This is a genomic window from Streptomyces sp. NPDC058198, assembly GCF_042882605.1.
Classification (GTDB): domain Bacteria; phylum Actinomycetota; class Actinomycetes; order Streptomycetales; family Streptomycetaceae; genus Streptomyces.
The window spans coordinates 25,737-50,457 of record NZ_JBHVVP010000007.1 but is presented as its reverse complement, the minus strand read 5'-3'; the positions used below and the strand labels follow the sequence as shown (position 1 = coordinate 50,457).

At 69.8% G+C, this 24,721-nt stretch carries 21 protein-coding genes; 9 read left to right on the top strand and 12 right to left on the bottom strand.

Annotated elements, in window-relative coordinates; translation table 11 throughout:
* Nucleotides 1-127 precede the first annotated feature (127 nt).
* The 7 genes from ACFVWW_RS23515 to ACFVWW_RS23485 all read right to left on the bottom strand — a co-directional run bounded on the left by ACFVWW_RS23515 (nucleotide 128) and on the right by ACFVWW_RS23485 (nucleotide 10,505).
* The gene (locus tag ACFVWW_RS23515; RefSeq protein WP_386879331.1) at nucleotides 128-901 is read right to left on the bottom strand and encodes a polysaccharide deacetylase family protein; all 774 of its coding nucleotides are present in this window, start codon (nucleotides 899-901) and stop codon (nucleotides 128-130) included.
* A 618-nt stretch (nucleotides 902-1,519) separates the two neighbouring features.
* Nucleotides 1,520-3,151 carry a glycoside hydrolase family 13 protein gene (locus tag ACFVWW_RS23510; RefSeq protein WP_386879332.1) on the bottom strand — a complete coding sequence of 544 codons (1,632 nt, stop codon included), beginning with the start codon at nucleotides 3,149-3,151 and terminating at the stop codon, nucleotides 1,520-1,522.
* Between the two features lie 71 nt (nucleotides 3,152-3,222).
* Entirely contained in the window at nucleotides 3,223-5,733 is a 2,511-nt protein-coding gene (locus tag ACFVWW_RS23505; RefSeq protein ID WP_386879333.1) for a CBM35 domain-containing protein, read from the bottom strand.
* Between the two features lie 58 nt (nucleotides 5,734-5,791).
* Nucleotides 5,792-6,679, bottom strand: coding sequence for a carbohydrate ABC transporter permease (locus ACFVWW_RS23500; protein WP_384190283.1), 888 nt, complete (start codon nucleotides 6,677-6,679; stop codon nucleotides 5,792-5,794).
* A 12-nt stretch (nucleotides 6,680-6,691) separates the two neighbouring features.
* A complete protein-coding gene (locus tag ACFVWW_RS23495) occupies nucleotides 6,692-7,630 on the bottom strand; it encodes a carbohydrate ABC transporter permease (protein WP_386879356.1) in 939 nt (312 codons plus the stop codon).
* Between the two features lie 171 nt (nucleotides 7,631-7,801).
* The gene (locus tag ACFVWW_RS23490; protein WP_386879334.1) at nucleotides 7,802-9,160 is read right to left on the bottom strand and encodes an ABC transporter substrate-binding protein; all 1,359 of its coding nucleotides are present in this window, start codon (nucleotides 9,158-9,160) and stop codon (nucleotides 7,802-7,804) included.
* Nucleotides 9,161-9,485: 325 nt separating this feature from the next.
* On the bottom strand, nucleotides 9,486-10,505 hold the full coding sequence (locus ACFVWW_RS23485; RefSeq protein ID WP_386879335.1) for a LacI family DNA-binding transcriptional regulator: 1,020 nt from the start codon (nucleotides 10,503-10,505) through the stop codon (nucleotides 9,486-9,488).
* 178 nt (nucleotides 10,506-10,683) lie between these two features.
* On the opposite strand from ACFVWW_RS23485, the gene ACFVWW_RS23480 reads away from it, so the two are divergent.
* Nucleotides 10,684-11,166, top strand: coding sequence for a hypothetical protein (locus ACFVWW_RS23480; RefSeq protein ID WP_384190292.1), 483 nt, complete (start codon nucleotides 10,684-10,686; stop codon nucleotides 11,164-11,166).
* A gap of 91 nt (nucleotides 11,167-11,257) precedes the next feature.
* On the opposite strand, the gene ACFVWW_RS23475 is transcribed toward ACFVWW_RS23480, so the two are convergent.
* The 4 genes from ACFVWW_RS23475 to ACFVWW_RS23460 form a co-directional block, all read right to left on the bottom strand.
* Nucleotides 11,258-12,142 (bottom strand): NAD-dependent epimerase/dehydratase family protein, encoded by an 885-nt coding sequence (locus tag ACFVWW_RS23475; RefSeq protein ID WP_384190293.1) that lies wholly within the window; start codon nucleotides 12,140-12,142, stop codon nucleotides 11,258-11,260.
* Nucleotides 12,143-12,302: 160 nt separating this feature from the next.
* A complete protein-coding gene (locus ACFVWW_RS23470) occupies nucleotides 12,303-14,465 on the bottom strand; it encodes an RICIN domain-containing protein (protein WP_384190370.1) in 2,163 nt (720 codons plus the stop codon).
* A gap of 95 nt (nucleotides 14,466-14,560) precedes the next feature.
* Nucleotides 14,561-15,958 (bottom strand): ricin-type beta-trefoil lectin domain protein, encoded by a 1,398-nt coding sequence (locus ACFVWW_RS23465; protein WP_384190296.1) that lies wholly within the window; start codon nucleotides 15,956-15,958, stop codon nucleotides 14,561-14,563.
* Nucleotides 15,955-17,229: a ricin-type beta-trefoil lectin domain protein gene (locus ACFVWW_RS23460; protein ID WP_384190373.1), complete on the bottom strand. Its 1,275-nt coding sequence runs from the start codon at nucleotides 17,227-17,229 to the stop codon at nucleotides 15,955-15,957. The genes ACFVWW_RS23465 and ACFVWW_RS23460 overlap by 4 nt, the downstream gene beginning before the upstream one ends.
* A 379-nt stretch (nucleotides 17,230-17,608) precedes the next feature.
* Here ACFVWW_RS23460 and ACFVWW_RS23455 point away from each other — a divergent pair, with 379 nt between their 5' ends.
* Nucleotides 17,609-18,439 (top strand): endonuclease I family protein, encoded by an 831-nt coding sequence (locus ACFVWW_RS23455; RefSeq protein ID WP_384190299.1) that lies wholly within the window; start codon nucleotides 17,609-17,611, stop codon nucleotides 18,437-18,439.
* Nucleotides 18,440-18,583: 144 nt separating this feature from the next.
* Here the strand turns inward: ACFVWW_RS23455 and ACFVWW_RS23450 are convergent, their stop codons facing one another.
* Nucleotides 18,584-19,540, bottom strand: coding sequence for an NAD-dependent epimerase/dehydratase family protein (locus ACFVWW_RS23450; protein WP_386879336.1), 957 nt, complete (start codon nucleotides 19,538-19,540; stop codon nucleotides 18,584-18,586).
* Nucleotides 19,541-19,701: 161 nt separating this feature from the next.
* On the opposite strand from ACFVWW_RS23450, the gene ACFVWW_RS23445 reads away from it, so the two are divergent.
* The 7 genes from ACFVWW_RS23445 (at nucleotide 19,702) to ACFVWW_RS23415 (ending at nucleotide 24,429) form a co-directional block, all read left to right on the top strand.
* Nucleotides 19,702-20,418, top strand: a complete 717-nt coding sequence (locus ACFVWW_RS23445) for a TetR/AcrR family transcriptional regulator (RefSeq protein ID WP_386879337.1) — start codon at nucleotides 19,702-19,704, stop codon at nucleotides 20,416-20,418.
* 81 nt (nucleotides 20,419-20,499) lie between these two features.
* Nucleotides 20,500-20,862 carry a DUF1304 domain-containing protein gene (locus ACFVWW_RS23440; RefSeq protein WP_384337148.1) on the top strand — a complete coding sequence of 121 codons (363 nt, stop codon included), beginning with the start codon at nucleotides 20,500-20,502 and terminating at the stop codon, nucleotides 20,860-20,862.
* Between the two features lie 8 nt (nucleotides 20,863-20,870).
* Complete coding sequence (locus tag ACFVWW_RS23435) at nucleotides 20,871-21,470, top strand: TetR/AcrR family transcriptional regulator (protein ID WP_386879338.1); 600 nt, start codon at nucleotides 20,871-20,873, stop codon at nucleotides 21,468-21,470.
* 567 nt (nucleotides 21,471-22,037) lie between these two features.
* Nucleotides 22,038-22,241 (top strand): RlpA-like double-psi beta-barrel domain-containing protein, encoded by a 204-nt coding sequence (locus tag ACFVWW_RS23430; RefSeq protein WP_384190310.1) that lies wholly within the window; start codon nucleotides 22,038-22,040, stop codon nucleotides 22,239-22,241.
* A gap of 14 nt (nucleotides 22,242-22,255) precedes the next feature.
* Nucleotides 22,256-22,873: a cell wall protein gene (locus ACFVWW_RS23425; RefSeq protein ID WP_386879339.1), complete on the top strand. Its 618-nt coding sequence runs from the start codon at nucleotides 22,256-22,258 to the stop codon at nucleotides 22,871-22,873.
* Between the two features lies 1 nt (nucleotide 22,874).
* A complete protein-coding gene (locus tag ACFVWW_RS23420) occupies nucleotides 22,875-23,777 on the top strand; it encodes a MauE/DoxX family redox-associated membrane protein (RefSeq protein ID WP_386879340.1) in 903 nt (300 codons plus the stop codon).
* Nucleotides 23,778-23,919: 142 nt separating this feature from the next.
* Nucleotides 23,920-24,429 carry an SRPBCC family protein gene (locus ACFVWW_RS23415; RefSeq protein WP_386879341.1) on the top strand — a complete coding sequence of 170 codons (510 nt, stop codon included), beginning with the start codon at nucleotides 23,920-23,922 and terminating at the stop codon, nucleotides 24,427-24,429.
* The last annotated feature ends 292 nt before the right edge of the window (nucleotides 24,430-24,721 follow it).

The window sequence follows — 24,721 nt, the reverse complement described above, 5'->3', positions numbered from 1 at the left end:
CTTCCGCTCCGTGCCCGCGGCGCCGCTGCGGGCCGCCGATCTCTACCCTGACGTTAGAGTCGGTTCGCCCGGAGCCGGGGCAGCCGCGCCGCACGGCCATCCGTATGGCCCGGGTCGGCGCCCGCCGTCAGGGTCTGTACACCTTCCCCGGCTCCGCCACCCCCGGCGCCATCAGCTGGGGGACCGTGACGAACGTGTAGCCGCGCTTCTTCAGCTCATCGATGATTCCGGGGACGGCGGGCACGGTGCCGGCGTAGATGTCGTGCAGCAGGATGATGCCGTCGCGGTCCGCCTGGTCGAGGACGCGCTTCTTGATGAGGGCCGAGTCCGTCGTCGAGTAGTCCTTCGCGGTGGCGCTCCACAGGATCTGTGCGAGGCCGAGGTCGCGGCTCACTTCCGCGACCTGGTCGTCGGTGCGGCCCTGAGGCGGACGCATCAGCGTGGGCTTGTGGCCGGTGATCTTCTCGATGGCGTTCTGCGTGCGGGAGAGTTCCTCGCGTACCTCGTCGGCGTCCCGCTCCGTCAGGATCTGGTGGGTCCAGGTGTGGTTGGCCACCTCATGTCCCTCCGCCGCCATCCGGCGGACGAGGTCAGGGTGTTTGACCACATGGTTCTTGCCGAGCAGGAAGAAGGTCGCGGGCACCTTCTTCTCCTTGAGTATGTCCAGCAGCCGGGGCGTGTCCTTGGCCGGCCCGGCGTCGAAGGTGAGGGCTATACAACGTTCCTTGCCGCAGTCGACCGCGCCCCTCTCCCCCTTCGCGTCGTCCGAGGGGTGGCTCCTGGCGTCACGGGGCGAGGTGGTGTCGTACGACGTACAGCCGCTCAGCGCCAGGCTCCATGACACGACCGCCACCAGAGCGGCGGCCGTCCGGCGCCGGACCGTCGATATCTTCCATGGCATGACACATCCCTCTTCCGACGGGTGAGCCGCCGCCGCGAGGGCCGCACAGGGGCAGCACGGAGCCCGGCGCGGGGCGTGTGTGGGAGCCGGCGGGGCACACGGGCGCCGCCGGTGAAAGCGGCACGGGGTCGGTCGGCCGCTATGCCACGCGGATCAGTGGCCCGGACAGGGCATGGCCGCATGGCATACCCGCACTATACACACGACGTATACACGGCGTGTATAGCGGCTCGGACGAAGCCGCCTGGAGCCAAACCCGCAGCTCATCAATGTCATCGGGCCCATCGGGCCCGGCTCCCCGTTATCCCGCCGCCACTCCGCGGTTCGATGCCGACCCGGTGACCGGCGCCGGCGGGGGAACCGTCACCCCGCGCGGCACTGGTCGTCGGACAGGTGGCCGACAGCGACATTCGGGAACATTCGCCCGTCGCACACCGTTGAAGGCTTTGAGGGTGTGGATGGAACTGTGTCCCCGGGCCCCACATAAGAATTGCCTGTGGGGAAGATCGTTAGGCTGAAGCCCCACGGAGCCTACCGCCGCGAGGCGACCGCCATCCGCACCCTTCCTCAACGGCCCCGATCGGCGCCCCCCGTCCGGTCGGGGTCTCTTGCCGCGCGCTACGCCATGCTCAGCCACACACAGCTGTCCCCGGGCATGGTCACGCCGTCCGCCGTACGTTCCAGCGGCGCGCTGCTCAGCAGTACGGTCGCTCCGGCCGGCAGCGGGAGCGCCGCCGCACCGGTGTTGACCAGGCAGCGGAAGCCGTCGGACCGGTCGAAGCACACCGTCCCCGGGCCGGTCTCCACCCAGGACAGCGTCTCCGGGAGACCGGTCAGCCGCGCCCGGCGCAGGGCCAGGGCCGCGCGGTACAGCGTGAGGAAGGACTCGGGATCGCCCTCCTGGGCGTCGGCCGTCAGCGAGGCCCAGTCACCCGGCTGCGGAAGCCAGGGATCCGCCGTGGCACCGTCGGGTGAGAAGCCGAGCGAGTCGCTGCCGCTGCGCCACGGGAGCGGGATACGGCATCCGTCCCGGCCCCGGTCCGTTCCCCCGGAGCGTACGAAGGTCGGGTCCTGGAGCAGCTCGTCGGGAAGGTCCTGCACCTCCGGCAGTCCCAGTTCGTCGCCCTGGTAGACGTAGACCCCGCCGGGCAGCGCCATGGTCAGCAGCGCGGCGGCCCGTGCCCGGCGGCGGCCCAGGGCCCGGTCGCTCGGGTCGGTCAGGCGCTTGTCCCCCATGTCGAAGGAGGTGTCCTCGCGGCCGTAGCGGGTGACGTGCCGGATGGTGTCGTGGTTGGAGAGCACCCAGGTGGGGGGCGCTCCGACCGGACCGTGCGCGGCGAGGGTCGAGTCGATGACGCCGCGCAGGGCGGTGGCGTCCCAGGCGCAGCACAGGAAGTCGAAGTTGAAGGCCGAGTGCAGCTCGTCGGGGCGCAGATAGCGGGCGAACTGTTCGGCCGTGGGCAGCCAGACCTCCCCGACGAAGATCCGGTCGCCGTCGTAGCCGTCGAGGATCTTGCGCCAGGAGCGGTAGATGTCGTGGACCTCGTCGCAGTCCTGGTACGGCAGGTCGGTGACGTCGGGGGCGTGGCCGACGTCGGGCAGCCCTGCCTTCTTGGCCAGGCCGTGGGCAACATCGATACGGAAGCCATCGACCCCGCGCCGCAGCCAGAAGTGCAGGATGTCCTCGAACTCGGCCCGTACCTCCGGGTGTTCCCAGTTCAGATCGGGCTGCTGAGGCGCGAACATGTGCAGGTACCAGGGCCCTGGCGTGCCGTCCGCCTCGGTGATCCGGGTCCAGGCGCGGCCGCCGAAGTACGACTGCCAGTCGTTGGGCGGCTCGTTTCCGTCCTCGCCGCGGCCCGGCACGAACCAGAAGCGCTCACGGGCCGGTGAGCCGGGTCCTGCCGCCACTGCCTCCTGGAACCAGATGTGCTGGTCGGAGCAGTGGTTCGGGACCAGGTCGACCAGTACCCGCAGACCGTGGTCGTGTGCCTCCTCGATGAGCCGCTCGGCCTCGGCGAGGGTGCCGAAGAGGGGGTCGATGTCCCGGTAGTCGGCGACGTCGTAACCGCCGTCGGCCATCGGGGAGGTGTTCCAGGGGGTGAACCACAGGGCGTCGACGCCCAGTTCCCGCAGATAGGGCAGCCGGTCCCGGACTCCGGCCAGGTCTCCCATGCCGTCGCCGTTGCCGTCCGCGAAGCTGCGTACGTAGATCTGGTAGATCGCGGCATGCCGCCACCAGTGGGTCACAGGAGCTCCTTGCTCGATGGGTGGTGCGGGCCCGTCCGTGCGGGCCCGCACCGAGGCGCGCGTGGGGGTGGCTACCAGCCGCTGTTGCCCGCGCCGCGCGTGATGGTGAAGCCGCCGGTGCTGCTGAGGCCGCCGGAGGCCGCGCCGGTGACCGTGACACCGGAGAAGGTGCCTGAGCCGCCGGAGATGATCTCTATGCCGTAGGCGCCGGTGTTCTGGATCTTGATGTTCTTCAGCGTCAGATTGCTGATCGTCTTCTGGTACGAGAGCAGGACACCGCTGTAGGTGCTGTCGAGGATGTCGATGTCCTGGACGAGGACCGGGGCGGTGATGTCGGAGGAGTCGGCGTAGATCCAGAGCGCGCCGAACTTGCTCTGCCAGTTGGGCTCGAACCCGCCCGTGCGCTGGAGGGTGTTGCGCTGGACCGAGGTCGTGCCGCTGAACGGAACGGGCGCGAAGCGGCTGCTGATCGCGATGCCCGCGGAGGCGGTGACCGTGTCGGCGAGGATGTTGTCCTCGACCCGGTTGGCGTTGCCGCCGTACATGCCGACGGTGTTGGCGAGCAGCGGGACCTGGACGGTGTTGAAGCGGAAGGCGCTGTTGCTGACCGCCTGGCCCTCGGAGAACATCGCCAGACCGTCGTCGCCGGTGTTGCGGATGCTGGAGTTCCACAGCTCGGTGTTGGCCGTGCCCTTGTGGAGGTTGACCCCGTCCGCGAAGGTGTCGCGGATGCGCAGGCCGCTCGCGTACAGGCCGTTGGTGGGGGCGTCGATCCAGAGTCCGACCTTGGTGTGCTCGATCCAGATGTTCTGGAACGTCGACCCGTTGCCGAAGTCACCCTCGATCGCCGCGTCGAAGTTGGCGTCGTCGCGGTAGCTGACATCGCCCGCGATGGTCAGGTCCTGGACGGTGCTGGTGCCGCCCCGGCCGAAGAGCCCGCCCTTGCCGTTGCTGCCACGCAGGACCGTTGACCACTCGCCGGCGCCGCGCAGCGCGATCCCGGTGAGGTTGACGTGTGCCGAGATGTTGTACGTACCGGCGGGCAGCCACAGCCCCTTGCCCTGCGACTTCACGGTGGACACAGCCGAGTTGAGGGCGGCGGTGTCGTCGCTGCCGTCGTTGGCGGTGACCCCCAGGGTGGTGGCGGAGACGAAGCCGGTGGCCGGCATGGCCAGGGCGGCCGGTGCGGTCTCCGTCTCGACGAGGTCCAGGGTGTACGAGGCCGCGGTGTCGCCCGCGTCCTTCTGGAACTTCAGTACGGTGCCGGCCGGGAAGCTCCCGATCGTCGCGCGGGCCTCGTCGAAGAAGTGGTGGCCCGAGCCCTGGGACGGATCGTTGGTGTACGGGTACGCGCCGTACACCCAGCTGTACTTGGACGTCAGATCGAGATCACGGACATGGCCGGCGCCCGCGTAGACACTCAGGGTGGCGGCGGGCGTGTTGTCGGGCACCGAGTAGCGCAGGGTCAGCGCGTTGGCGGGCTTCGTCAGGGTGAACTGGACGTACTCGCCGGTCTGGTCGAGGACGACGGCCTTGCGGCCCGAGGCCTCGGAGGGAACGGTGAGGTAGGTACGGTCGGGGCCGATGGTGGAGGCGTTGGTGGAGCCGCTCTCCGCTTCGTACGCCGTGTACGGGACGGTCGCGCCGCGCGAGCTGTTCGCGGACGAGCCGGTGACCGTGATGCCGTCCAGCTGCAGATTGCCGTTGTCGCCCGGCTCGGTGCGCAGCGTCAGGGTGTTGAGCCGGTCGCGCAGCGGCGCGTCGGTGGAGACGGACTTCCAGGCGCCCGCGGTGGCGGGCAGCGAGAGCTGGCGGACCTTGGTGCCGTTGGCGGTGAGGCTGATGGTGGCGGCGGCGCTGTCGGGGGTCCGGTAGCGCACGACCACCGGATAGGTCGCGGCGGACGGCGCGTTGACGGAGAACACGGAGCGGGCGCCCGCGGTGGTGAAGCCGGTGAGGTAGCCGCTGCCGTCATAGCCGGTGGCGCTGGTCGCGACGGCGGCGCCGCCGGAGAAGTAGCCGCCCTCGGCCTGATGGGTGAGGGTGGAGGGCGGCGGGTCCGTGGTGCCCGTGGGGGTGGTGGGCGTGATGTTGTCGAGGTTGATGTTGCCGCTGTCGGCGGTGGTGAAGGTCAGGGCGACGCTGTTGGCGCCCTGCTGGTAGGTGAGCGGCTCGTCGCGCGTGGTCCAGGTGGACCAGTTGGCGGTGGCTGGGAGGCTGATCTGACGGACCTTGGCCCCGTTGACGTACAGGCTGAGCGTCATGGTGGCCGTGGTGCCGTTCGCGTACCGGATCGCGACGGATCCGGCGCCGGCCGCCGCCGAGCGGACGGTGAACGAGGTGGAGGCGCGGCCCTTGTTGCCGTCGGTGTAGCCGCCGACGAATCCGCTGCCGGTGTAGCCGGGGTGCTCGGTGGAGACGGCCGCGCCGCCGGAGAGCGCCGCCGACTCCGCTTCGAGCGTGGCGTCGGCGGCGTGCGCGGACGCGGCCAGCGGCCCGTACAGCAGGGCGCACAGCAGGGACAGGAGCAGAGCCGGGATCAGTCGTAGGGATGGCGGTCGCGTTCTCGGTGCAGATGACACGACGGTGTGTCCTTCCATGAGGGGCATGAGGGGGGAAGCGGGATCCGGGGGCGGGGGATCAGCCTTTGAGGCTGCCCGCCGTGAGTCCCGCGATGATGCTGCGCTGGAAGATCAGGAAGAGGACGAGGAGCGGGATGCTGGCCATGACCATGCCCGCGAGCAGCTGGTTGGCGGGCATGTCCAGGGACAGCCGGTTGAGCGCCACGGTGATCGGTTGTTTCGCCGGGTCGGGCAGGACGAGCATCGGCCAGAGGAAGTCCTTCCAGACCCCCACGACCGCGAAGATGGAGACCACGGCGAGCACCGGGCGGGAGAGCGGCAGCACGACGGAGACCAGGACCCGGAGTGTGCCCGCGCCGTCGATGCGCGCGGAGTCCAGGAGTTCGGCGGGGATCTGGTCGAAGAACCGCTTCAGAATGAAGATGTTGAAGGCGTTCGCGCAGGCGGGGAGCCAGACCGCCCAGGGCGTGTTGATGAGATTGAGATGGACCAGCGGGACATCGACGACGGTCAGATAGGTGGGCACGAGCAGCGCCGAGACCGGCAGCATGAGGGTCGCCAGCATCATGCCGAGGACCACGTTCCCCAGCGCCGGGCGCAGCTTCGAGAGCGCGTAGGCGGCGGCGACGTCCACCACCAGCTGGAACAGCCAGGCGCCGGCGGCGAGCACGAAGGTGTTGAGGAAGTACTGACCGAGTCCGACGTTCGTCCAGGCCTCGGTGTAGCTCTCCGGTTGCCAGGTCTGCGGCAGGAGGCCGGGGTCCGGGTCGGCCAGCTCGGCGGACGACTTCAGCGCGCCGGTCGCCATCCAGTAGAGGGGGAAGACAAAGGCGAGGGTGAATCCGGTCAGCGTCGCGGTGAGGACGAAGCGGTGGAGGAACCTGCCGGTGCGGCGGTTCATCTCGGTCGGCGCTATCAGGGTGCGTACGGCGGTCTCGGCGGCCATGGGAGGTTCCTTTCAGCCCTTGGTGCGGGTCAGGCGCAGATAGACGCCCGCGAAGAGACCCAGCACCACGAAGAGCAGCGTGCTCATGGCGCTGGCCAGGCCGAAGTCGTTGTAGACGAACGCGTAGCGGTAGAGCAGCAGCAGGACGGTGACGGTGGCGTCGTCGGGACCGCCTCCGGTGAGCACGAACGGCTCGACGAAGACCTGCATCGTGCCGATGATCTGGAGCAGCAGCGTGATCATCAGGATGAAGCGCATCTGCGGGACGGTGACGTGCCACAGGCGCTGCCGGATCGACGCCCCGTCGAGTTCGGCGGCCTCGTACAGCTCGCCGGGGATACCGCTGAGCGCGGCGAGGTAGATCAGCGTGGTGGTGCCCATGTTGGCCCAGGTCGATACCAGGACCAGGGAGACCATCGCCAGGTTCTCCGACTCCAGCCACTGCTGGGCGGGGAGGTGGAAGACCTCCAGGACACTGTTGAAGAGCCCCGGTCCCGGATCGTAGAACCAGCGCCACAGGAGCATGGTGACGACCGGGGGCAGCATCACCGGCAGATAGACGGTCATCCGGAGATACGCCGTGCCGTGGCGCAGCTCGTTCAGGACGACGGCGGTGGCGAAGGGCGCGGCGAACCCGAAGACGAGCGCGAGCAGCGTGAACCAGCCGGTGTTCTGCCAGGCGGTGACGAACAGCGGGTCGTCGAAGAGCCGTTGGAAGTTGTCGAGGCCCACCCACCGGGCGGGTTCCGCGAAGGTGACCTGCTGGAAGCCCAGCAGCACGCCGCGCACGATGGGGTACCAGGCGAAGAGCGCGAAGCAGACGAGGCCGGCGGCCAGGAAGAGATACGCGACCAGGTTCTCGCGGATACGGCGTGACCTGCGGCCGGGCGCGGCGGGCGCGGTCGTCTTCCGGGGCGTCCCCTTACGGGGCGCCGTGCTCCGGGGCTTCATGTTCCGGGGCATCGCGCTCTCCGTGTCCGCCGCCGGGGCGGACGCGTCGCGTGCTGGGGTCAGCGGGTGGGCCGTCATGGTGAACTCGATTCCTGCGGGCCGGTGCGGGGGTCCGGGTGGGGGGCCGGCGGGCGGGGCTGTGCTCCGCCGGCCCCGGCCGGGTCGGTCAGCTCACCTGACCGTCGCGAGGATGGTGTCGGCCTTCTTCGCGGCGGTCGCGAGAAGCTCGTCGAGGTCCGCGTCCTTCTTCGTCAGCACGGCCTGCATGACGCCGTCCAGCACGGTGTAAAGCTGCTGGGCGTTCGGCGGCTCGACCTTCACCGCGACCTCCGGGCTGCGGTCGACGAACGGCTTGTAGTTCTGCTGCGGCACATTGGCGTACTTGGCGTGGATGGCGTCGTTCTTGGCCTGCGCCGCGCCGCCGAAGAGGTTCGGCTGCGGCAGGCCGACCGGGACGCCGAGGCCGGAGAACTTCTTGACGTTCTTCTCCTCGCGGTCCGGGTTGAGGTACTTCCACTGGATCCACTGAAGACCGGCCTTGATCTTCTCCGGCGAGGCCTTGGGGTTGAACATGAAGCCGTCGCCGCCGCCGAGGGTCGCGGTGCCGGGCAGCGCGGCGAGACCGTACTCGTCGTACTCCCGCTCGAACTGCTTGACGATGGTGGGGATGTTGTCCGGGCCGGCCATGTACATCCCGAGCTTGCCCGCGCCCATCATCTTCTGGACGTCGCCGATCTCCAGCAGCTGGCGGGTTCCCATGCTGTTGTCGGTCCAGCGCATGTCGTGCAGCGCCTGCAGCGCCTTACGGCCGGCGTCACTGTTGAACGCGGCCTTCCATGTGCCGTCCTGCTGTGTCGCGACCTCGCCGCCCATGGAGTAGATCCACGAGGTGAGGTGCCAGCCGCCCTGGTTGTTCTTGCTGTAGTCGGCGTAGCCGACGGTGCCGTCGCCGAGTCCGCTGATCTTCTTGGCGGCCGTACGCACCTCGTCCCAGGTGGCCGGCGGCCGGTCCGGGTCGAGCCCGGCCTTCTTGAACAGCTCCCGGTTGTAGAGCAGACCGAGCGAGTAGTTGCCGGTCGGCAGACCGTAGATCTTGCCGTCGGCGTCCTTGAAGACGTCCTGCAGCTCGGGGCGGACGTCCTGGAGGTACGGCACGCCCTTCAGGTACGGGGTGATGTCGGCGGCCTGGTGACGCTGGATCAGACCGGCCGGGTCGGTGAAGTAGACGTAGAAGACGTCCTCCAGCTGGCCGCCGGCCAGCTTCGCCGCGAAGGTCTTCGGATCCATCTGGCCCTCACGGGCATCGATCTTGATCTTCGGATGGCTCGCCTCGAACTCCTTGACGAGGTCCTCGAAGTCCTTGCGGTCGGCCGGCTGGGTCTTCGTGGGCATGCCGTTGACGCTGATGGTCACCACGCCGTCCTTGCCCACCCCCGAGGGCTCCGCCGGACTGCCGCAGGCGGCGAGACCGAGGGACAGCGCGGTGGCCACGGCCAGGCCGAGCGCTTGACGTCTTGCTATGCCAACCATGGGGATCCCATGCCTTCCTGACAACGACAGCAGACGCCTCGCCCGGTCGCGGGCAGCGAGGTCTGCAAACGGTTTGCGTGAGACGTGCGACGGGCTGGTGCCCTGCGTCGTCTCAACGGCGCTGACAGTAAAAGTTCCCGCCGCAAGAAGTCAATGACTCTGCGCAAGAACTTAATCTCTGACGCTTGCGCCCGTAACACACCGTCACAGCACCGGAGACGGCCGGGGTTTCGCGCACCGTGGTCGCGGACAGCGGAGAGGGGCCCGGCGGACGGCCGGGCCCCTCAGTGACGGCCGGCGGCGGCGAGCGCCACCGCCGGTGTCGTCAATCGCGCCCGGGACGGGCCGGGGGCGCCGTTGAGCTGCGCACAATCAGTTCGGTGTCGAACAGCATCAGCTCCCCCGCCGTCGCGTGCCCCTTCATCTGGGAGGTCAGCGAGGCGACCGCGGCGGCGGCCATCGCCTGGACCGGCTGGCGGGCCGTGGTCAGCGGCGGGTCGGTCGCCACCATGTACAGGGAGTCGTCGAATCCCACGACGGACAGGTCCTGCGGCACGCGCAGCCCCTGGCGGCGGGCGGCTCGGATCGCGCCGAGAGCCAGCGCGTCGCTCGCGCAGACCACCGCCGTGACCCCCGCGGCGAGCAGCCGGGGAAGCGCCGTCGCGCCACCTTCCATCGAGAACAGGCCGTGCGCGACCAGCCTGCGCCAGTCCCCCTCCAGGCCGTTCCCGCGACCGTAGAAGGCCTGGTAGCCGGCGAGTTTGCGGGCCGAGGGGACATGGCCGACCGGGCCCAGGATCATACCGATCCGCTCATGGCCCAGCGACGCGAGATGACCCAGCACCTGCTCCGCCGAGGCCGCGTCGTCGATCGACACCTGGGCGACACCCAAGTTCTCGTCCGCCGCGTTGACCAGCACGATCGGCACCTGGCGCTCGCGCAGGGCCCGGCCCTGCTCCGGTCCCGCGTCCGCGTAACTGGCACCGACGAAGATGATCCCGCCGATGTTCTGCTTGAGGATCATGTCGATGTAGTGCGCCTCCGAGACCCCGTCGGCCGTCCGCGTACAGAGCACCGGGATGAGACCGCGCTTGTTCAGCAGTCCCGCCAGCGCTTCCGCGAACGCGGGGAAGATCGGATTTTGCAGGTCGGGCACCACGAGCCCGACCAGGGCCGCCCGCTCCCGCTGCAACTGGCGCGGCCGCTCGAAACCGCAGACATCCATGGCGGTCAGCACCGCGTCGCGGGTCGCGGGCGCCACATCCGTCGCCCCGTTGAGCACCCGTCGCGCTGTTGTCTCGCTGACGCCGGCGAACTCGGCCACCTGAGAGAGTCTTTTCTTCACGCCACCAACCTACCAACCGACCACGCAAAAAATGAAGATCAGTTACGCAAATTGCAGACATTCCTTGGCAGGCGCCCGGAACACCGGCCGGCTGAGAGAGTCTTCGGGGGACATACGGACAGGGTCTGACAGGCAGGGAAAGGGCCCGCGCGGCGGAGAGGCGACGGCGGCACCGACGATGGCAGCTGAAGAAGAGACGGAACGGAACGGCGGCTTCCGGGCGGCGACCGGCGACGGTCCGGTGTCCGGTGTGACGGCGCGGGCGCGGGCCGCGGAGGTCCGGGTCGCGTTCGAAGGGCTGCTGCAGATCCGCCGCCTGACGAACACCGGGGCCGGTGATCCGGCGGCCGTTCCGGCGCAGTGGGAGCGGCAGCGACCGGTACGGGCCGTCGCGCTCGCGCTGGAGGCGTCCGGCCTCGCGCCGTCGGCCACGGACGACGCCGGGCAGCGGATGGCCACCGGCTTCCGCGTACGTCCCGGTGAGCGGGCCGGAGCCGTACACGTGGAGTGGCTCGGCCCGCACGGCAGCGGAGCCGCCCAGGACGAGGAACGCGCGCTGACCGGGTGCGCGGCCGCGCTGGAGCGCCTGGGCTGGGAAGCGCTCCTGTACCGCGGCCCCCGGCGACGACGCTTCCTGGAGGTCGAGCCGGCCCCTGAGTGAGCCTCCGCCGGCCCCCTGGAGAACGCTACGCACCGCTGGACACCCGGATCGCTCCCACCCCCGGTGAAGCGAGTCCGTCCTCCCCGTGGGGTCAGGTGGGGAGCGGGCGGGCCAGCTCCGTGAGCGCGTCCGTGTGCTGGGGCTTCCAGCCGAGTTCGCGGCGGGCGCGGGCTCCGGTCATCCGCTGGTCGAGCGCGAAGGCTTCGGCGATCGGGCCCATCCGGTCGGCCGCCTGAGCCGGCGTCAGCGGTTCCGTACGGCCGGGGCAGCCCGCGGAGCGGCCGATGGCCTCGACGATCCCGGCCAGGGTGGGGTGCTCCTCGCTGACGCCGGCGTACTGCGATCCGGCGGCCGCGTCCAGGGCCAAAACGTACAGCTCGGCGATGTCCTCGACATGGACGACCGCCCAGTGATTGCCGCCGTCGCCGATCAGGGGCACCGCCCCGGTCTCCCGCGCCGGGCCGGCGAAGTACATCTCGACGAGCCCGCCGCCGTCGCCGTACACCACGCCCGGCATCACGATCACCGGGTGCGCCCCGGTGGCCGCGCGCGCGAGGATGTGCTTCTCGGTGGCGAGCCGCCACGCGGTGACCGCCGGCGGGTTCTTCGGCGCGTCCTCGTCGACTACGCCGTCCGTGTCCCCGTACACCCAGACCCCGCCGGTGTGTACGTACGGCCCGCCGCCCACGCCGTCCAGCAGGGCGTCGGCGGCCACGCGGTCGGCGGCCGCCGTCCCCTCCGAGTAGTCCACACCGAGGTGGATCGCGCCGTCCGCGCGGGATGCCGCCTCACGCAGGACCTCGGTGTCGGTGAGCGTGCCGCGTACGGGCTCCGCGCCCAGCCGGGAGAGGGTCTCGGCGGACCGGTCGCTGCGGGCCAGAGCGGTGACGGTGATACCGCGCCCGAGCAGCGCCGCGACGGTGTGGCGGCCGACATAGCCGGAGCCGCCCGTGACGAAGACCTTGGTGACTGGCATAGCTGCCTCCTGAAGCCGGGCGCGGAGTGTGGTGACTCCTCCAGCTTCACCCCGCGGAGCGCGCCCGGCTCGCCCGGGCACGCTCCGCGGGGGGCCACGGAACGCCGGATGCCCCGGGCACCCCACGTCGCGCGGGTGCCCGGGGCATGCGGATCATCCGTCAGGGGTAGCTGACGAGATTGGCCACGTTCGTGGCCGAGTTCGACGGACCTCCCCTGTCGTTGATGACATGCCGGATGGTCCCCGTGCCGCCCAGGGACACCGACACCATGTTGCGGAACCGGACATTGGGATTGTTGGGCACCTCGAACGCGTGCTCCGCCGTCACACTGCTGTTGACGTTGAAGAAGCAGTAGCTGCCGAGTCCGAACGCCTGGTGACTGGTCACGGAGTCGGCCACCTTGTAGGCGGCGTATCCCTGAGTGCTTCCGTTCATCCAGGCCGCCTGGTTGGGCGGGTCGTACGGCATCTCGTTCTGGTAGAAGTACGTCTTGCCGCCGTTGCCGTTCCAGATCGTCTGATGCTTCTGGTAGTGCTCGACGAACAGGCCGTACATCGTGACATCGGCGCCGTTCACGACCAGACCGGTGTCCGCGGTGTTGGTGGTCCAGCCGACCCCGCTGCCGTGGTCGGCGCGCCAGATCCACATATGGTCACCGATCACATTGCGGCTGTTCACCACCAGGCTGGTGGTCGCCTTGCCGACGCCCGCGCCGCCGATGCGGAAGAACACATCGTGCAGCGAGGTCGGGTTGGCCGCGTGGCTCTGGTTCGAGCCGTCGGGGCCCACCTCCATCAGCCGCTGGGAGTTCACCGGGCCCGCGTCGATGAGCAGGCCCGCCACCTTCGCTCCGTCCACATCGGCGACCGACATCGCGGTGATGCCGTTGTCCGGGATGAGTGTGGCGAGGCCGAGCCCGAGGACGACGGTGTCGGACCGGGTGACCTTCAGGGTCTGGTTGAGGTGGTAGACACCGGGCGTGACGAGCAGGTTCTTGCCCTGCGCCAGTGCGGCGTTCATGTCCGCGGCCGTCGCGCCGGGCTTGGCGATGTAGAACTGGTCCAGCGGGATCGACGTACCCGCCGGAGCACCGGCCGACCAGGTCGTTCCCTTGGAGTTGTTACGCAGCGCGGGGACGAACACCTTGTAGGCGCCGGCCGCGTCGACGTACAGGAAGGGCTTCTCCCGTATCTGCGGGGTCTGGTCGACCGTGGTGTAGGGCGGGCTGGGGAAGCTGTTCGCGGGCGCGTTCTGCGCTCCGACGAACACCATGTTCCAGTTCGACCCGTTCCAGCTCGACCATTCGGTGTTGCGCGACAGCCACTGCTGCTGGCTGCCGGACCTGACCTGACCGTCCACCTTCGTGTCGGCCATGAACCCGCCGCTGGCCCAGCCGCCGTCGTCCAGCGCGAGATCGCCGCGGACATGCATCCGGCGGTACGGGGCGGCCTGCGAGACCGCCCACCGGTCGGTGCCCGTGGTGGGAGTGACGGACAGGTTCTCGGCGCTGCGCCAGAAGTTCTGGGTGGCGTTCTGCGGCGGGAACCAGTCGGCCTCGACATGGACGGCGCCCCGGATGTTGACGTCGTCCGGGGAGAGCCCGAGGCCGGCGACCTGGGTGTAGAAGCCGACATTCACATTGGCGTCGTACGTACCGGGCTTGAACAGGAAGGCCGTCCGCTGGGTGCCGAACTGGTTGGTCTCCTGCTGCCGGAAGGTGGCGTCCACCCGGCTCTGGATCGAGGCGGCCGACATCGAGGGATCGAAGACGACGACATTGGGGCCAAGATCCGGCGTGCCCGCGGGCGGCGCCGGGTCTGCGGCTTCCACCCGGAAGGACTGGGCGGTGGAGCCGTTGCAGGTGTACTGCTGGAGCTGGACGCTGTCGGCGGTCGAGGCGCTCGGCACATCGAGGCACTTGCCGCTGTTCCGGTTGACGAAGTGGTACGCGCCGTCGGCCTCCGCCACCGGCAGCCACTGCTGGTTGTTGCCGTTGCTGTACGTCCAGAGCTGGATCGCGGCGGCATCGGCGACCGAGACGTCCTTCACGTCCCAGACCTGGTTGTCGGCGTTGCGGTTGCCGGACCTGACATAGCCGCCGCTGGTCGCGGTGAGGCTCCAGTTCTGGGCGAGGCTGGCGTTGCAGGCGTACTGCTGCACCGCGGTGCCGTTACCGGTGGCGGCGGCGCGGGCGTCCACGCACTTGCCGCTCGCCTTGTTGGTGACGGTGACCCAGCCGGTGGGCAGGGCCGCGGCGGCGGCCGTACCCGCCGCGGCCTCCCGCTGGTCGAGAGAGACCAGCGACAGGACCAGGGCCAGCACGGTCAGCCCGAGCGTGACCGGCGACAGGCGCCGGTAGCGGCGGCGAAGGGTTCCGCCGCCGTACGAGAGTGTGTTCACGGTGTCTCCTCGCCCGGTCAGCCGGTGTACTGGGCGAAGACGCGGGTGAAGTCCCACGCCTGCTGGCTCACGCCGGAGCAGGTGTCGGCTCCGCCGCCGGTGCAGGGCCGGTCGCGGTTGACCGACCAGAAGGTCAGCCGGGCGAGGTGGTGCTGCTGGGCGTAGGCGAGGATGGTGCGGAAGTCCGCGACGGTCACCGTCTCGTTGTTGTCGGTGATGCCGTTCATCGACGAGATGCCGATGCTGCGGTACGTCTGGTCGTCGCTGTACCCGTACGCGTTCTTGACCGCGGTCTTCAGACCCTCGGTGGCACGGGTGGTGAGGGTGCCCATGTTCTGCCCGGCGCCGCCGAAGTTGAAGGGCATGATCGTCCAGCTGTCGACGGTCAGGCCGGCGGAGGCCGCGCGATTGATCAGACTGGTGTCCGGGCCGTTCTGGCCGGTGCCGAAGGTGACGTACACCTTGATGCCGGGGTTGTTGGCCTTGATGGTCTTCAGGGCGTCCACGGTCCGCTGCTGGACGGTGGGGCTGTCGTACGCCGCGGCCTCGATGTCGATGTCGATCGCCTTGAGGCCGTACGCGTTGATGACCTTCTGGTACGCCGCGGCCAGCTCACCCGCGCTGGAGCAGGAGCTCTCCAGCTTGTTGCCGCTCCAGCCGCCGAAGGACGGGATGACATCGCCGCCCGCGCCGCGCACGGTGTTGATGGTCTGCTGGTCCACACCACCGGTCAGCGGCCGTCCGCCGTCCCACTGGGGGTTGCAGTAGCCGTTGCTGAGCACGAAGGCCAGCGTGAACCACTTGACGCCGGTCGCGTTCATGACCGTGGTCGGGTTCGGCGGGCTGCCCCAGCCGTTGTAGATATACGGCGCGACGGCCATGGGTCCGCTGGGCCCGGGGGTGCCGCCGCCGCCCGAGGGCGCGGTCCACTTCTGGTTGGCCGCTCCCGTGCAGGTCCAGATCTGCAGACGGGTGCCGTTCGCGGAGCTGTTACCGGTCACGTCCACGCACTTGTTGGCCTGCGTGTTCACGATGTCCCGCGCCGCCGAGACGCTCCAGCGCTGGTTGGCGCTGCCGGTGCAGTCCCAGATCTGGAGCTGCGCGCCGTTCGCGGTGCTGTTGTCCTTGACGTCGAGACACTTGCCGAGCGCGCGGATCGAGCCGTCGGAAGCGACGTCCCACTGCTGGGCGGCGGAGCCGTTGCAGTCGTACAGCTGCACCGGAGTGCCATTGGCCGAACTGGCCGCCGCCACGTCCACGCACTTGCCGCCCAGACCCGTGATCGTGCCGACCGCGGCGACCGCCGCGGTGGCGGGGGTGGGCGTGGTGAGGAGGGAGGCGCCGAGCGCGAGGGGCAGCGCGGCCAGCAGGGCGAGGGATCTGAGGCGCTTCCAGGGTCTGCGTACGGAGGTCATGCGCGGTTCACCGTCCACTTCTGGTTGCCGGCTCCGGTGCAGGTCCAGATCTGCAGACGGGTGCCGTTGGCGGAGCTGTTGCCGGTCGCGTCCATGCACTTGTTGGCCTGCATGTTCACGACGTCACGGGCGTCCGGGAGGGCCCAGCGCTGATTGGCGCTCCCGTTGCAGTCCCAGATCTGGAGCTGCGCGCCGTCCGCGGTGCTGTTGTCCTTGACGTCGAGGCACTTGCCGAGCGCACGGAGCGAGCCGTCGGCGGCGACGCTCCACTGCTGGGCGGCGGAGCCGTTGCAGTCGTACAGCTGCACCGGAGTGCCATTGGCCGAACTGGCCGCCGCCACGTCCACGCACTTGCCGCCCAGACCCGTGATCGTGCCGGCCGATCCGCCCGATCCACCGTCGTTCGTGCTGACGCGCACGTAGTCGACGACGAGCTGGGACGGGAAGGGGGTGCTGCCGTTCGGGTCGCCGGGCCAGTAGCCGCCGACCGCGAGGTTCAGGATGATGAAGAACGGCTTGTTGAAGACCCACTGCCGGCCGCCGAGGTCGGCGGGCGTCCGGGTCTGGTAGACGTTGCCGTCGACGCTCCATTTGATGGAGTTGGGCGACCAGTCGATCGCGAAGGTGTGGAAGGCGTCGGCGAACGCCTGTCCGCCCGGCAGGGTGTAGCCGGCGCCGATGCCGCCCGAGCCGGAGTAGCCGGGGCCGTGCAGGGTGCCATGGACGGTGCCGGGCTCGAAGCCGACGTTCTCCATGATGTCGATCTCACCGCTGTTGGGCCAGCCGACGTTGCCGATGTCGCTGCCGAGCATCCAGAACGCGGGCCAGATGCCCTGGCCGCGCGGGATCTTCATCCGCGACTCGACCCGTCCGTACGTCGAGGTGAACTTGCCGGAGGTGTTCAGCCGCGCCGAGGTGTACTCGCACCGCCCGTACCAGCACTGGTAGTTGCCGGGGTTGTCCTTGCGCGCGGTGATGACCAGGTTGCCCTGGCCGTCGAGCGCGGCGTTGTTGTTGCCGGCGGTGTAGTACTGCCGCTCGTGGTTGTTGACGTTGTCGCCGGTCTCGATCTGCCACTTGCCGCCGTCGACACCCGATCCCGCGGGACCGTTGAAGTCGTCGGTGAACGTCACCGCGGCGGCCGCGGCGGCCGCTTTCGTACGCGGCTCAGGCGCGGCGGCGGCTCCTGCCGGCACGGCTGCCAGCACGCCGGAACAGCACAGGAGAGCGAGAGCGGACAGGGCCAGTCGGCGCCCCAGGGGGGTTCGCACAGTCATCACATCACTTCACATGGGGGGTCATGCGCATGACATTGCACGCCGAGAGGTCCAGGGGACCATCTCAGGCGCTTAATTCAATACTTGATTTAAGTAAGGGTCCAAGGGGCCGTCAAGAAGCTGGTATGGACCAAAGTTGGGCAGATTTGTGTCCGCCGCTCATCCATATGAACGCAGACCCTCCGCAACCGGGCGACCGGCCACCGATCCCCGCCTTGACTTGACCTGCACATGACTGACGCCTGATGTTCACACAAGCTCCACGGGTCCTGTGGAAGGCTCCCGCTGAACCGTTACCTCACGACCACGACAGCGCCCGTCCCCACCCCGTGACCGCGCGCCGAGATGGTCCCCCGGAGAGGACAGCCCTCACATGGCCCGTCGCCAACGTCTCACCCGACGCACGTTGTTGACCGTCTGCGCGGCCACCGCGGTGCTCGCCACCACCGCGGCCGCCGCACCGGCCGTCACCCCGTCCGCGGCCGCCCCCACGGCTTCGGCCTCGGCCACGGCCGCTCTGGACGACACGTACTACCAGGCCGCCCTCGGCAAGACCGGACCGCAGCTCAAGGCGAGCCTGCACACGATCATCAAGACCCAGTCGAAGATCAGCTACGACCAGGTCTGGAACGCGCTGAAGGTCACGGACCAGGACCCCGCGAACTCGTCGAACGTGATCCTGCTGTACACCGGCAGGTCCCAGTCGAAGTCGAGCAACGGCGGCAACGTGGGCCAGTGGAACCGTGAGCACGTCTGGGCCCAGTCCCACGGCAACTTCGGCACCTCGGCCGGCCCGGGCACCGACATCCACCACCTGCGGCCGGAAGACGTCCAGGTGAACTCCATCCGGGGGAACAAGGACTTCGACAACGGCGGGAGTTCGGTCTCCGGGGCACCCGGCAACTACACCGACTCCGACTCCTTCGAGCCGCGCGACGCGGTGAAGGGCGATGTCGCCCGGATGATCCTCTACATGGCCGTGCGGTACGAGGGCGACGACTCCTGGGCCGACCTCGAGCCCAACGAGAGGGTCAACAACGGCTCCAGCCCCGCCATGGGGAAACTGTCCGTGCTGAAGCAGTGGAACGACGAGGACCCGCCGGACTCCTTCGAGCAGCGCCGCAACCAGGTCATATTTGACCAGTACCAGCACAACCGCAACCCGTTCATCGACCACCCCGAATGGGTCGAGTCCATCTGGTGAGCGCGGCGCGGCACGCCCGTACCTGATCATCCCCGGTGCCAGACTGTGCCGGGTTAACTCCAAGCGCCCCCACCGGGGAAATGTTGGCCCGAGCCCCCAGGACGCGCTTCTCCTGGGGGCTTCGGCTTGCCCCGGCACGCCGCGTCAGCCCCGTGGAAGGGCGAGCAGGCCGCGGTACCAGTCGAGCGTGGAGTCCAGGGTCACGGACAGCGGGGTGGGCCGTACGCCGAAGGTCCGCTCGAAGGCCGACGAGTCCACGATCTGCGGCTCGGTGTGCTGGTAGAACATCTCCGCGTATTCGTCCATGAAGACCTCGTCGAACGGCCCGAAGGGGCGGGACTCGGCGAGAACGACCGTCGTGAAGGGACCGCCCACCCGCTCCTGGATCATCGTGTGGATCTCGCGGGTGGTGACCGCGGGCGCGGTGGGCAGATGCCAGACCCGTCCGTCGCCCTCCGGGCGCTCACCGAGCGTGGCCAGTCCGGCCGCCACATCGCCGATGTCCGTATAGCTGTGCGGCAGGTCGATATCGCCGAGACCGAGGACCTCGCCGCCGGTCAGGGCGGCCGGGAAGACCGCCCCGCCCAGTGTCGAGTTGAGCACTCCGGGACCGACGAAGTCGGCAGACCGGCCGAGGACGACCCGGGCCCGCCCCTCGCGGTGCGCCGCGAGATAGACCTCGTCGAGCCGCGCCCGCATCCGGCCCTTGCGGGTCGTCGCCCGCCAGGGGGTGTCCTCCGTCATCACGTCGCCCCGTGTCTCGCCGTACGGGTACAGGGAGTCCAGGACGACCAGGCGCGCGCCGGTGTTCTCCACCGCGGCCAGCACCGCCCGCTGGATCCGGGGCATCACCTCGACCTGGAGGTGATAGCCGACATTCACGCAGTGGTAGACGACGGCGGCGCCCGCCACGGCGGCCAGTGCCCCTTCCGGCGTGCTCACATCGGCCGCGAACCGCTGGACGCCTTCCGGGGCGTCGCCCGACCCCGCGCGGTCCACCAGCCGTACGGCGTGGCCGCGGCGGGCGAGCTCGGCGGCGAGTGTGGTGCCGGCGGGGCCGGCGCCCAGCACGACATGGAGGTTGCTTTCGGCGGCAGACATGGCGATTTCCTCTCGATCGGACGGAGTGGCGCGCAAACCCTGGTGGACTGACACACCCTCGCTTCTGTTATGGACCGTAACTCTTGCTATGACGCATTGCAAGTGGCTGACCTATGCCCTGTAACATCCGTTAGACACCGTCACGGATACAGGAGGACACCATGGCCGGCGAGACCCAGACCCCCCGGGCGCGCTACCGCGAGCAGACCCGCGCGGAGATCAAGGCGGCCGCGCTCCAGCAGCTCGCCGAGGGGGGCGTGCAGTCGGTGGCGCTGACCCGCATCGCCAAGGACATGGGCCTCTCGGGCCCCGCCCTCTACCGGTACTTCGCCGGCCGTGACGATCTGCTCAGCGCCCTGATCAGGGACGCGTACGACGAGGTGGCCCTGGCCGTCGAGCACGCCACGGACAGCGCGCCGCGCGAGGACGCCCGCGCCGCGCTGCATGTCCTCGCCGGCGCGTACCGCGACTGGGCCGTGGCCGAGCCGCACCGTTACCAGCTGATCCAGGGCACACCCGTCCCCGGATACGCCGCTCCCCCCGACACCCTGCTGAGGGCGCGGGCCGCCCTGGGGCCGCTCCTGAGGGTGTTCGCCGGGGCCTCGCCCACCGATGCCGTACGCCCGGTCGTCGCCGAGATGGACGCGTGGGTACGCCGGGACGGGGCGGTCGCCGACTGGCTCGGGGAACACACCGGCCTGGGGGCGCAGGACCCGGGCTCCGGCACGGCGCTCGCCGGAGCCGTCCTGACCTGGACCCAACTGCACGGCGCGGTCAGCCTGGAGGTGTCCGGCCAGTACGCGGGGATGGGACATCGGGCAGGGACGCTGCTGACGGCCCAACTCGACGCACTGGCCGACGCTTTCCGGCTGCCGTAGCGACTTCGGGCCCGATCTTCTGGACAGGTGTCTATACTTCATGGACACCTGTCCAGTTGAGCGAGCGTAGGAGATCCGATCATGCAGACAGCCGCGAATATCCTGGTCGGCCTGGTGGCCGTGTTCCACGTCTACGTGATGGTGCTGGAGATGTTCCTGTGGGAGCGGAAGCCCGGTCGCGGGCTCTCCGGATTCGATGCCGACATGGCCCGCGCGACCGCGCCCCTCGCGGCCAACCAGGGTCTCTACAACGGCTTCCTGGCCGCCGGTCTGTTCTGGGGCCTGATCGCCGCCGACCCGACGGGGTACCGCGTCCAGATATTCTTCCTGATCTGCGTGGTCGTCGCCGGTGTGTACGGCGGGGTCACCGCGAACCGGCGCATCCTGCTCGTCCAGGCGCTGCCGGGCGCGATCACCCTGGCCGCCGTCCTGGCGGCGGGATGAGCGGCGGATTGAGCGGCGCGCCGGCGGACACACCCGGCGGGGGCGGCGGACCCGCGGGCGATCCCCGTACGGCCAGGACCCGGGCCAGACTGCGGCAGGCGCTCCTCGACACCTGCGCGGAGCGGCCGCTCGAAGAGGTCGGTGTGGCCGAGCTGGTGCGCCGCGCGGGGATGGGCCGGGCCACGTTCTATCTGCATTACACCGATCTGCGGGCGCTGGCCGTCGACGCCTGTGCGGAGGTGGTACGGGACGCGGTGGACGCCCTGCACGCGTGGCGGGGCGTCCCCGATCCGCGCGTACCGCCGCCCGCGCTCGGCTCGTTCTTCACCGGCCTGACCCCGCACGCCGCGCTCTACCGGTCGCTGCTGCGACCGGGGGGCGGCGGCCCGCTGGGCGAACTGCTCCACCGCGAACTGCGCGAGCGCAGCCGCGCCGAGCGCGCCCTGGCCGGGGCGCCCGCCCCGGAGCTGATCGCCTCGGCGGTGGCCGCCACCTTCACGGGGGTGCTGGCGGACTGGCTGCACGGTCTGATCGAGGACACCCCGGACGGAATCGCGGTGCGGATCTGGCGGCTGCTGGTGGCGCTCCACCGGCTGCCCACGGAGTAGGGCGCCGGACATCGCGGCGGGCAGGAACGGCCGGAGCCGATTTCCTTCCGCATCAGCGAGCTCGCGCCGCCCCGATGTCCGGGCCCTCTAGTGCCCCTCCCGGAAACGTTTGCCCCGTCGCGACGCCCAGCACGCACGCTCGCCGCGTTGGCCAAAGACCCGAGTAGCTCCGCTACAAGGGCCTCCGGCCGCCTTGCGATCGCACGCACCGGCCGCCGCTCCTCGACGGGCAAACATTCCCGGTCGCGGCACTAGCCAACGCGCGTAGACACCCTCATCATTGGGCTGTTTCGGCGCACGACCTTCGCGCGTTTTTGTCATGCTCTCGTCAATCATGGAGGCGACACGATGGCTTGCGGATCGACCAGCCTGTGGGCTGGTGAAACGAGTTGGTTCTGTTGCGGATCCTCGTGGGGTCCGTGCGGCAGCGCCGGAGGCGGCGCCTGCGGCAACTGCCGGTCCAGTGCCAACCACGGCGCCTGGCCCAACGCGTCACAGGCCTGCTGGGACATCACCCGGCCCGACCTGTGCGGCGAGAACATCCCCCGAAGAGGCTGCGGTGCCGTGATGAACGTCAAGCACCAGTGTTCCGGTGCGACGGTGTGCATCACGATCACCGACTGCGGACCGCGCACCAAGGAGTGGTGCGGGGAGGCCGCTTGCTGCAACGGCGCGTGCCGCACCAACCGCGTCCTGGACCTGACCCCGGCCGCCTTCTCGGTCCTCGGCAACCTCAGCTCCGGCAAGCTGCCGGTCTACATCTACGAGTGAGGAGCGATCCGGTCATGACCTCTCGCCAGGACAACAGCCGCGACCTCGGCCGCCGGCGCTTCCTCACCACCGCCGCCCTCAGCGGCGCCACCATCATCGGCGCGACCGCGCTCGGCGGCATCGACGCCGACGCCGCCTTCGCCGCCGAGCCGTCACTCGACCCCGCCATCGCGAAGTCCTCCTTCGTGGAGGGCCGGATCACGGGCATCACCGGCAGCGTCCTGGAGGTCGCCGGCTCCTACGGCGACCGCTCCCGCGTCCAGATGACCAACGCCACCAGTGTGTGGAAGGTCCGCGCCACCACGGCCGCAGAGATCGAGATCGGCGACGGGCTCTACGCCCGCGGCGTACCGATGCCCGACGGCACCGTCGCCGCCGACGCGGTGTGGGTGAACATCGTGAACCTCGACGCCCGGATCCGTGGCATCGGGAAGGACCGGCTGCACCTCGCCCACGGTCAGCACGAACTCGTCGGCCGCATCCTCCCGGACACCACGAACGCCTCCTACGCGGGCCGCGCGCTCACGTCCGACCTGTCCCAGTTGCGCATCGGGCAGAGTGCCCAGGTCCTCGGGGCCTGGCGGCCGGCCGACAACTCCGTGGACGTCGTCCGTATCTCGGTCGGGCACTGAGATGCTCTCCCTGACGACAAGCCTCGCCCCGCTGGTCCTCGCGGGTCTGCTGGGGTGGACCGGCGCGGTCAAGCTCTTCAGCCGGGGCACCGTTCTGCAGGCGCCGAAGACGGCGCTGGCCCGCATGCTGAGCAGCAGCGAGCGAGCAGCGCTGGTGCTGCGCGGCGTCGGCGCCGGAGAGCTCCTCATCGCCGCGGGGCTGCTGGCCGTACCGACGAACCCGGTGCCGGGGGCGGCCGCCGCCGTCCTCGGCGTGGGTTTTCTCGGCTATCTCGGCTACGGGCGGGCGCTGGCGCCGGAGTCCTCCTGCGGCTGCTCGGCGAACGAGGACACACCGATCACCTGGCGCGCGTTCGCGCGTGCCGCGGTGGTGCTGGTGAGCGGGGTGACGGCGGCCATGGCGAACGGCACCTGGTGGTCCACGGTCTCCGAGCGGCCCGCCGGCTCGCTCGGGTTCCTGGCCACGGCCGCGGTCGTCCTGATCGCACTCTCGGCCGATCTCGACCGGTGGTGGCTGCTGCCGCTGCGCCGGGCGAGGCTGCGCGTCTTCGGGCATCCGCTCTTCGGCACCGCGACAGAGGACCGGGTACCGGTCGCGGCGAGCGTCGAACTGCTGGAGAACTCCCTTGCCTGGCAGGCCGCTTCACCCGTCGTCCGGTCGGCTCTGCTGGATCACTGGGAGGAGGGCGGCTGGCGCTTTCTCCTGTTCTCGGGCGTGTACGGGACACAGGAGGGCGCCCGGCCGGTCTCCGTGGTGTTCGCACTCGACGCCACATCCAGCCGAGACACCCCCGGCGACCCCCTCGTCCGCGTCAGCTTCCTCGACGCGGACAGCGGGGAGCCGGTGGGAGCGGAACTGCTGAAGGCGGTGCCCTCGCGGAAGCTCCTGCCGCTGGCAGGCTGAGGGCTGTCCCGTAATCCCTGGCGGGCGGTCATGAACGGGGGTGCCACGGCGCGGCACGGACGAGAAGCGGGCAGGCCCCGCCGACGTCCGTGCCGCCCGCGCGCGAGGCCGCTACTGTCGTCGGCACACGATCGGAGATTCCATGCCTCGCACGTTCACCGTTTCCGACTCCATCGTCATCGCGACGGACGCCTCCACGGTCTACGGACAGGTCAGCAGGCCTTCCCTGATGGGCCGGTGGAGTCCGGAGAATCTCGGAGCGACCGTCCATGACGAGCGGGAGGCGACGGTCGGGACGGTCTTCGACGGCCACAACAAACGTGGTCCCGCGCGCTGGACCACGCGGTGCACGGTGACCGCCGCCGATCCCGGGGAACGGTTCGCCTTCCGGGTCCATGCGATAGGCATGCGGACGCCACGGCTGCGGGGCCCCATCGCCACCTGGGAGTACCGGTTCGAGCCCGTGCCCGGGGGCACCCGTGTCACCGAGACCTGGACGGACGACCGGCGCTCCTGGCCGGACGCCGTGGCGAACGCGTTCGACCGGATCGCCACCCGGGGCCACACCTTCGCCGCCTTCCAGACCCGGAACATCCGGACCACGCTGCGCAATCTCAAGCGCGCGATGGAAGAGCCGCCGACGTCGCACTGACGGCCGGGAACACCCGCTGCCGGTGGGGGCACCCGGGATTCGTACGGCCTGTGGCATATGCCAGAAGCACCATCGGATCGAGTATCGCCGAATCCCGTACGGACCCCGTACGCCTGTGCCACAGTTATTACGGTCCCTCGTTCGGACCGCGCAGCGCCGCGCCCCGCTGCTGTTCCGCGACGGGACGGGGCGCGACGGTGACACCACGGGCCCGGAGCGGGCGGCTCCTGGCGATGACGGGCGCGCGGACGCCGCCTCTGTGACGGCCGCCAGAATCGGCGGGTGAACGTCG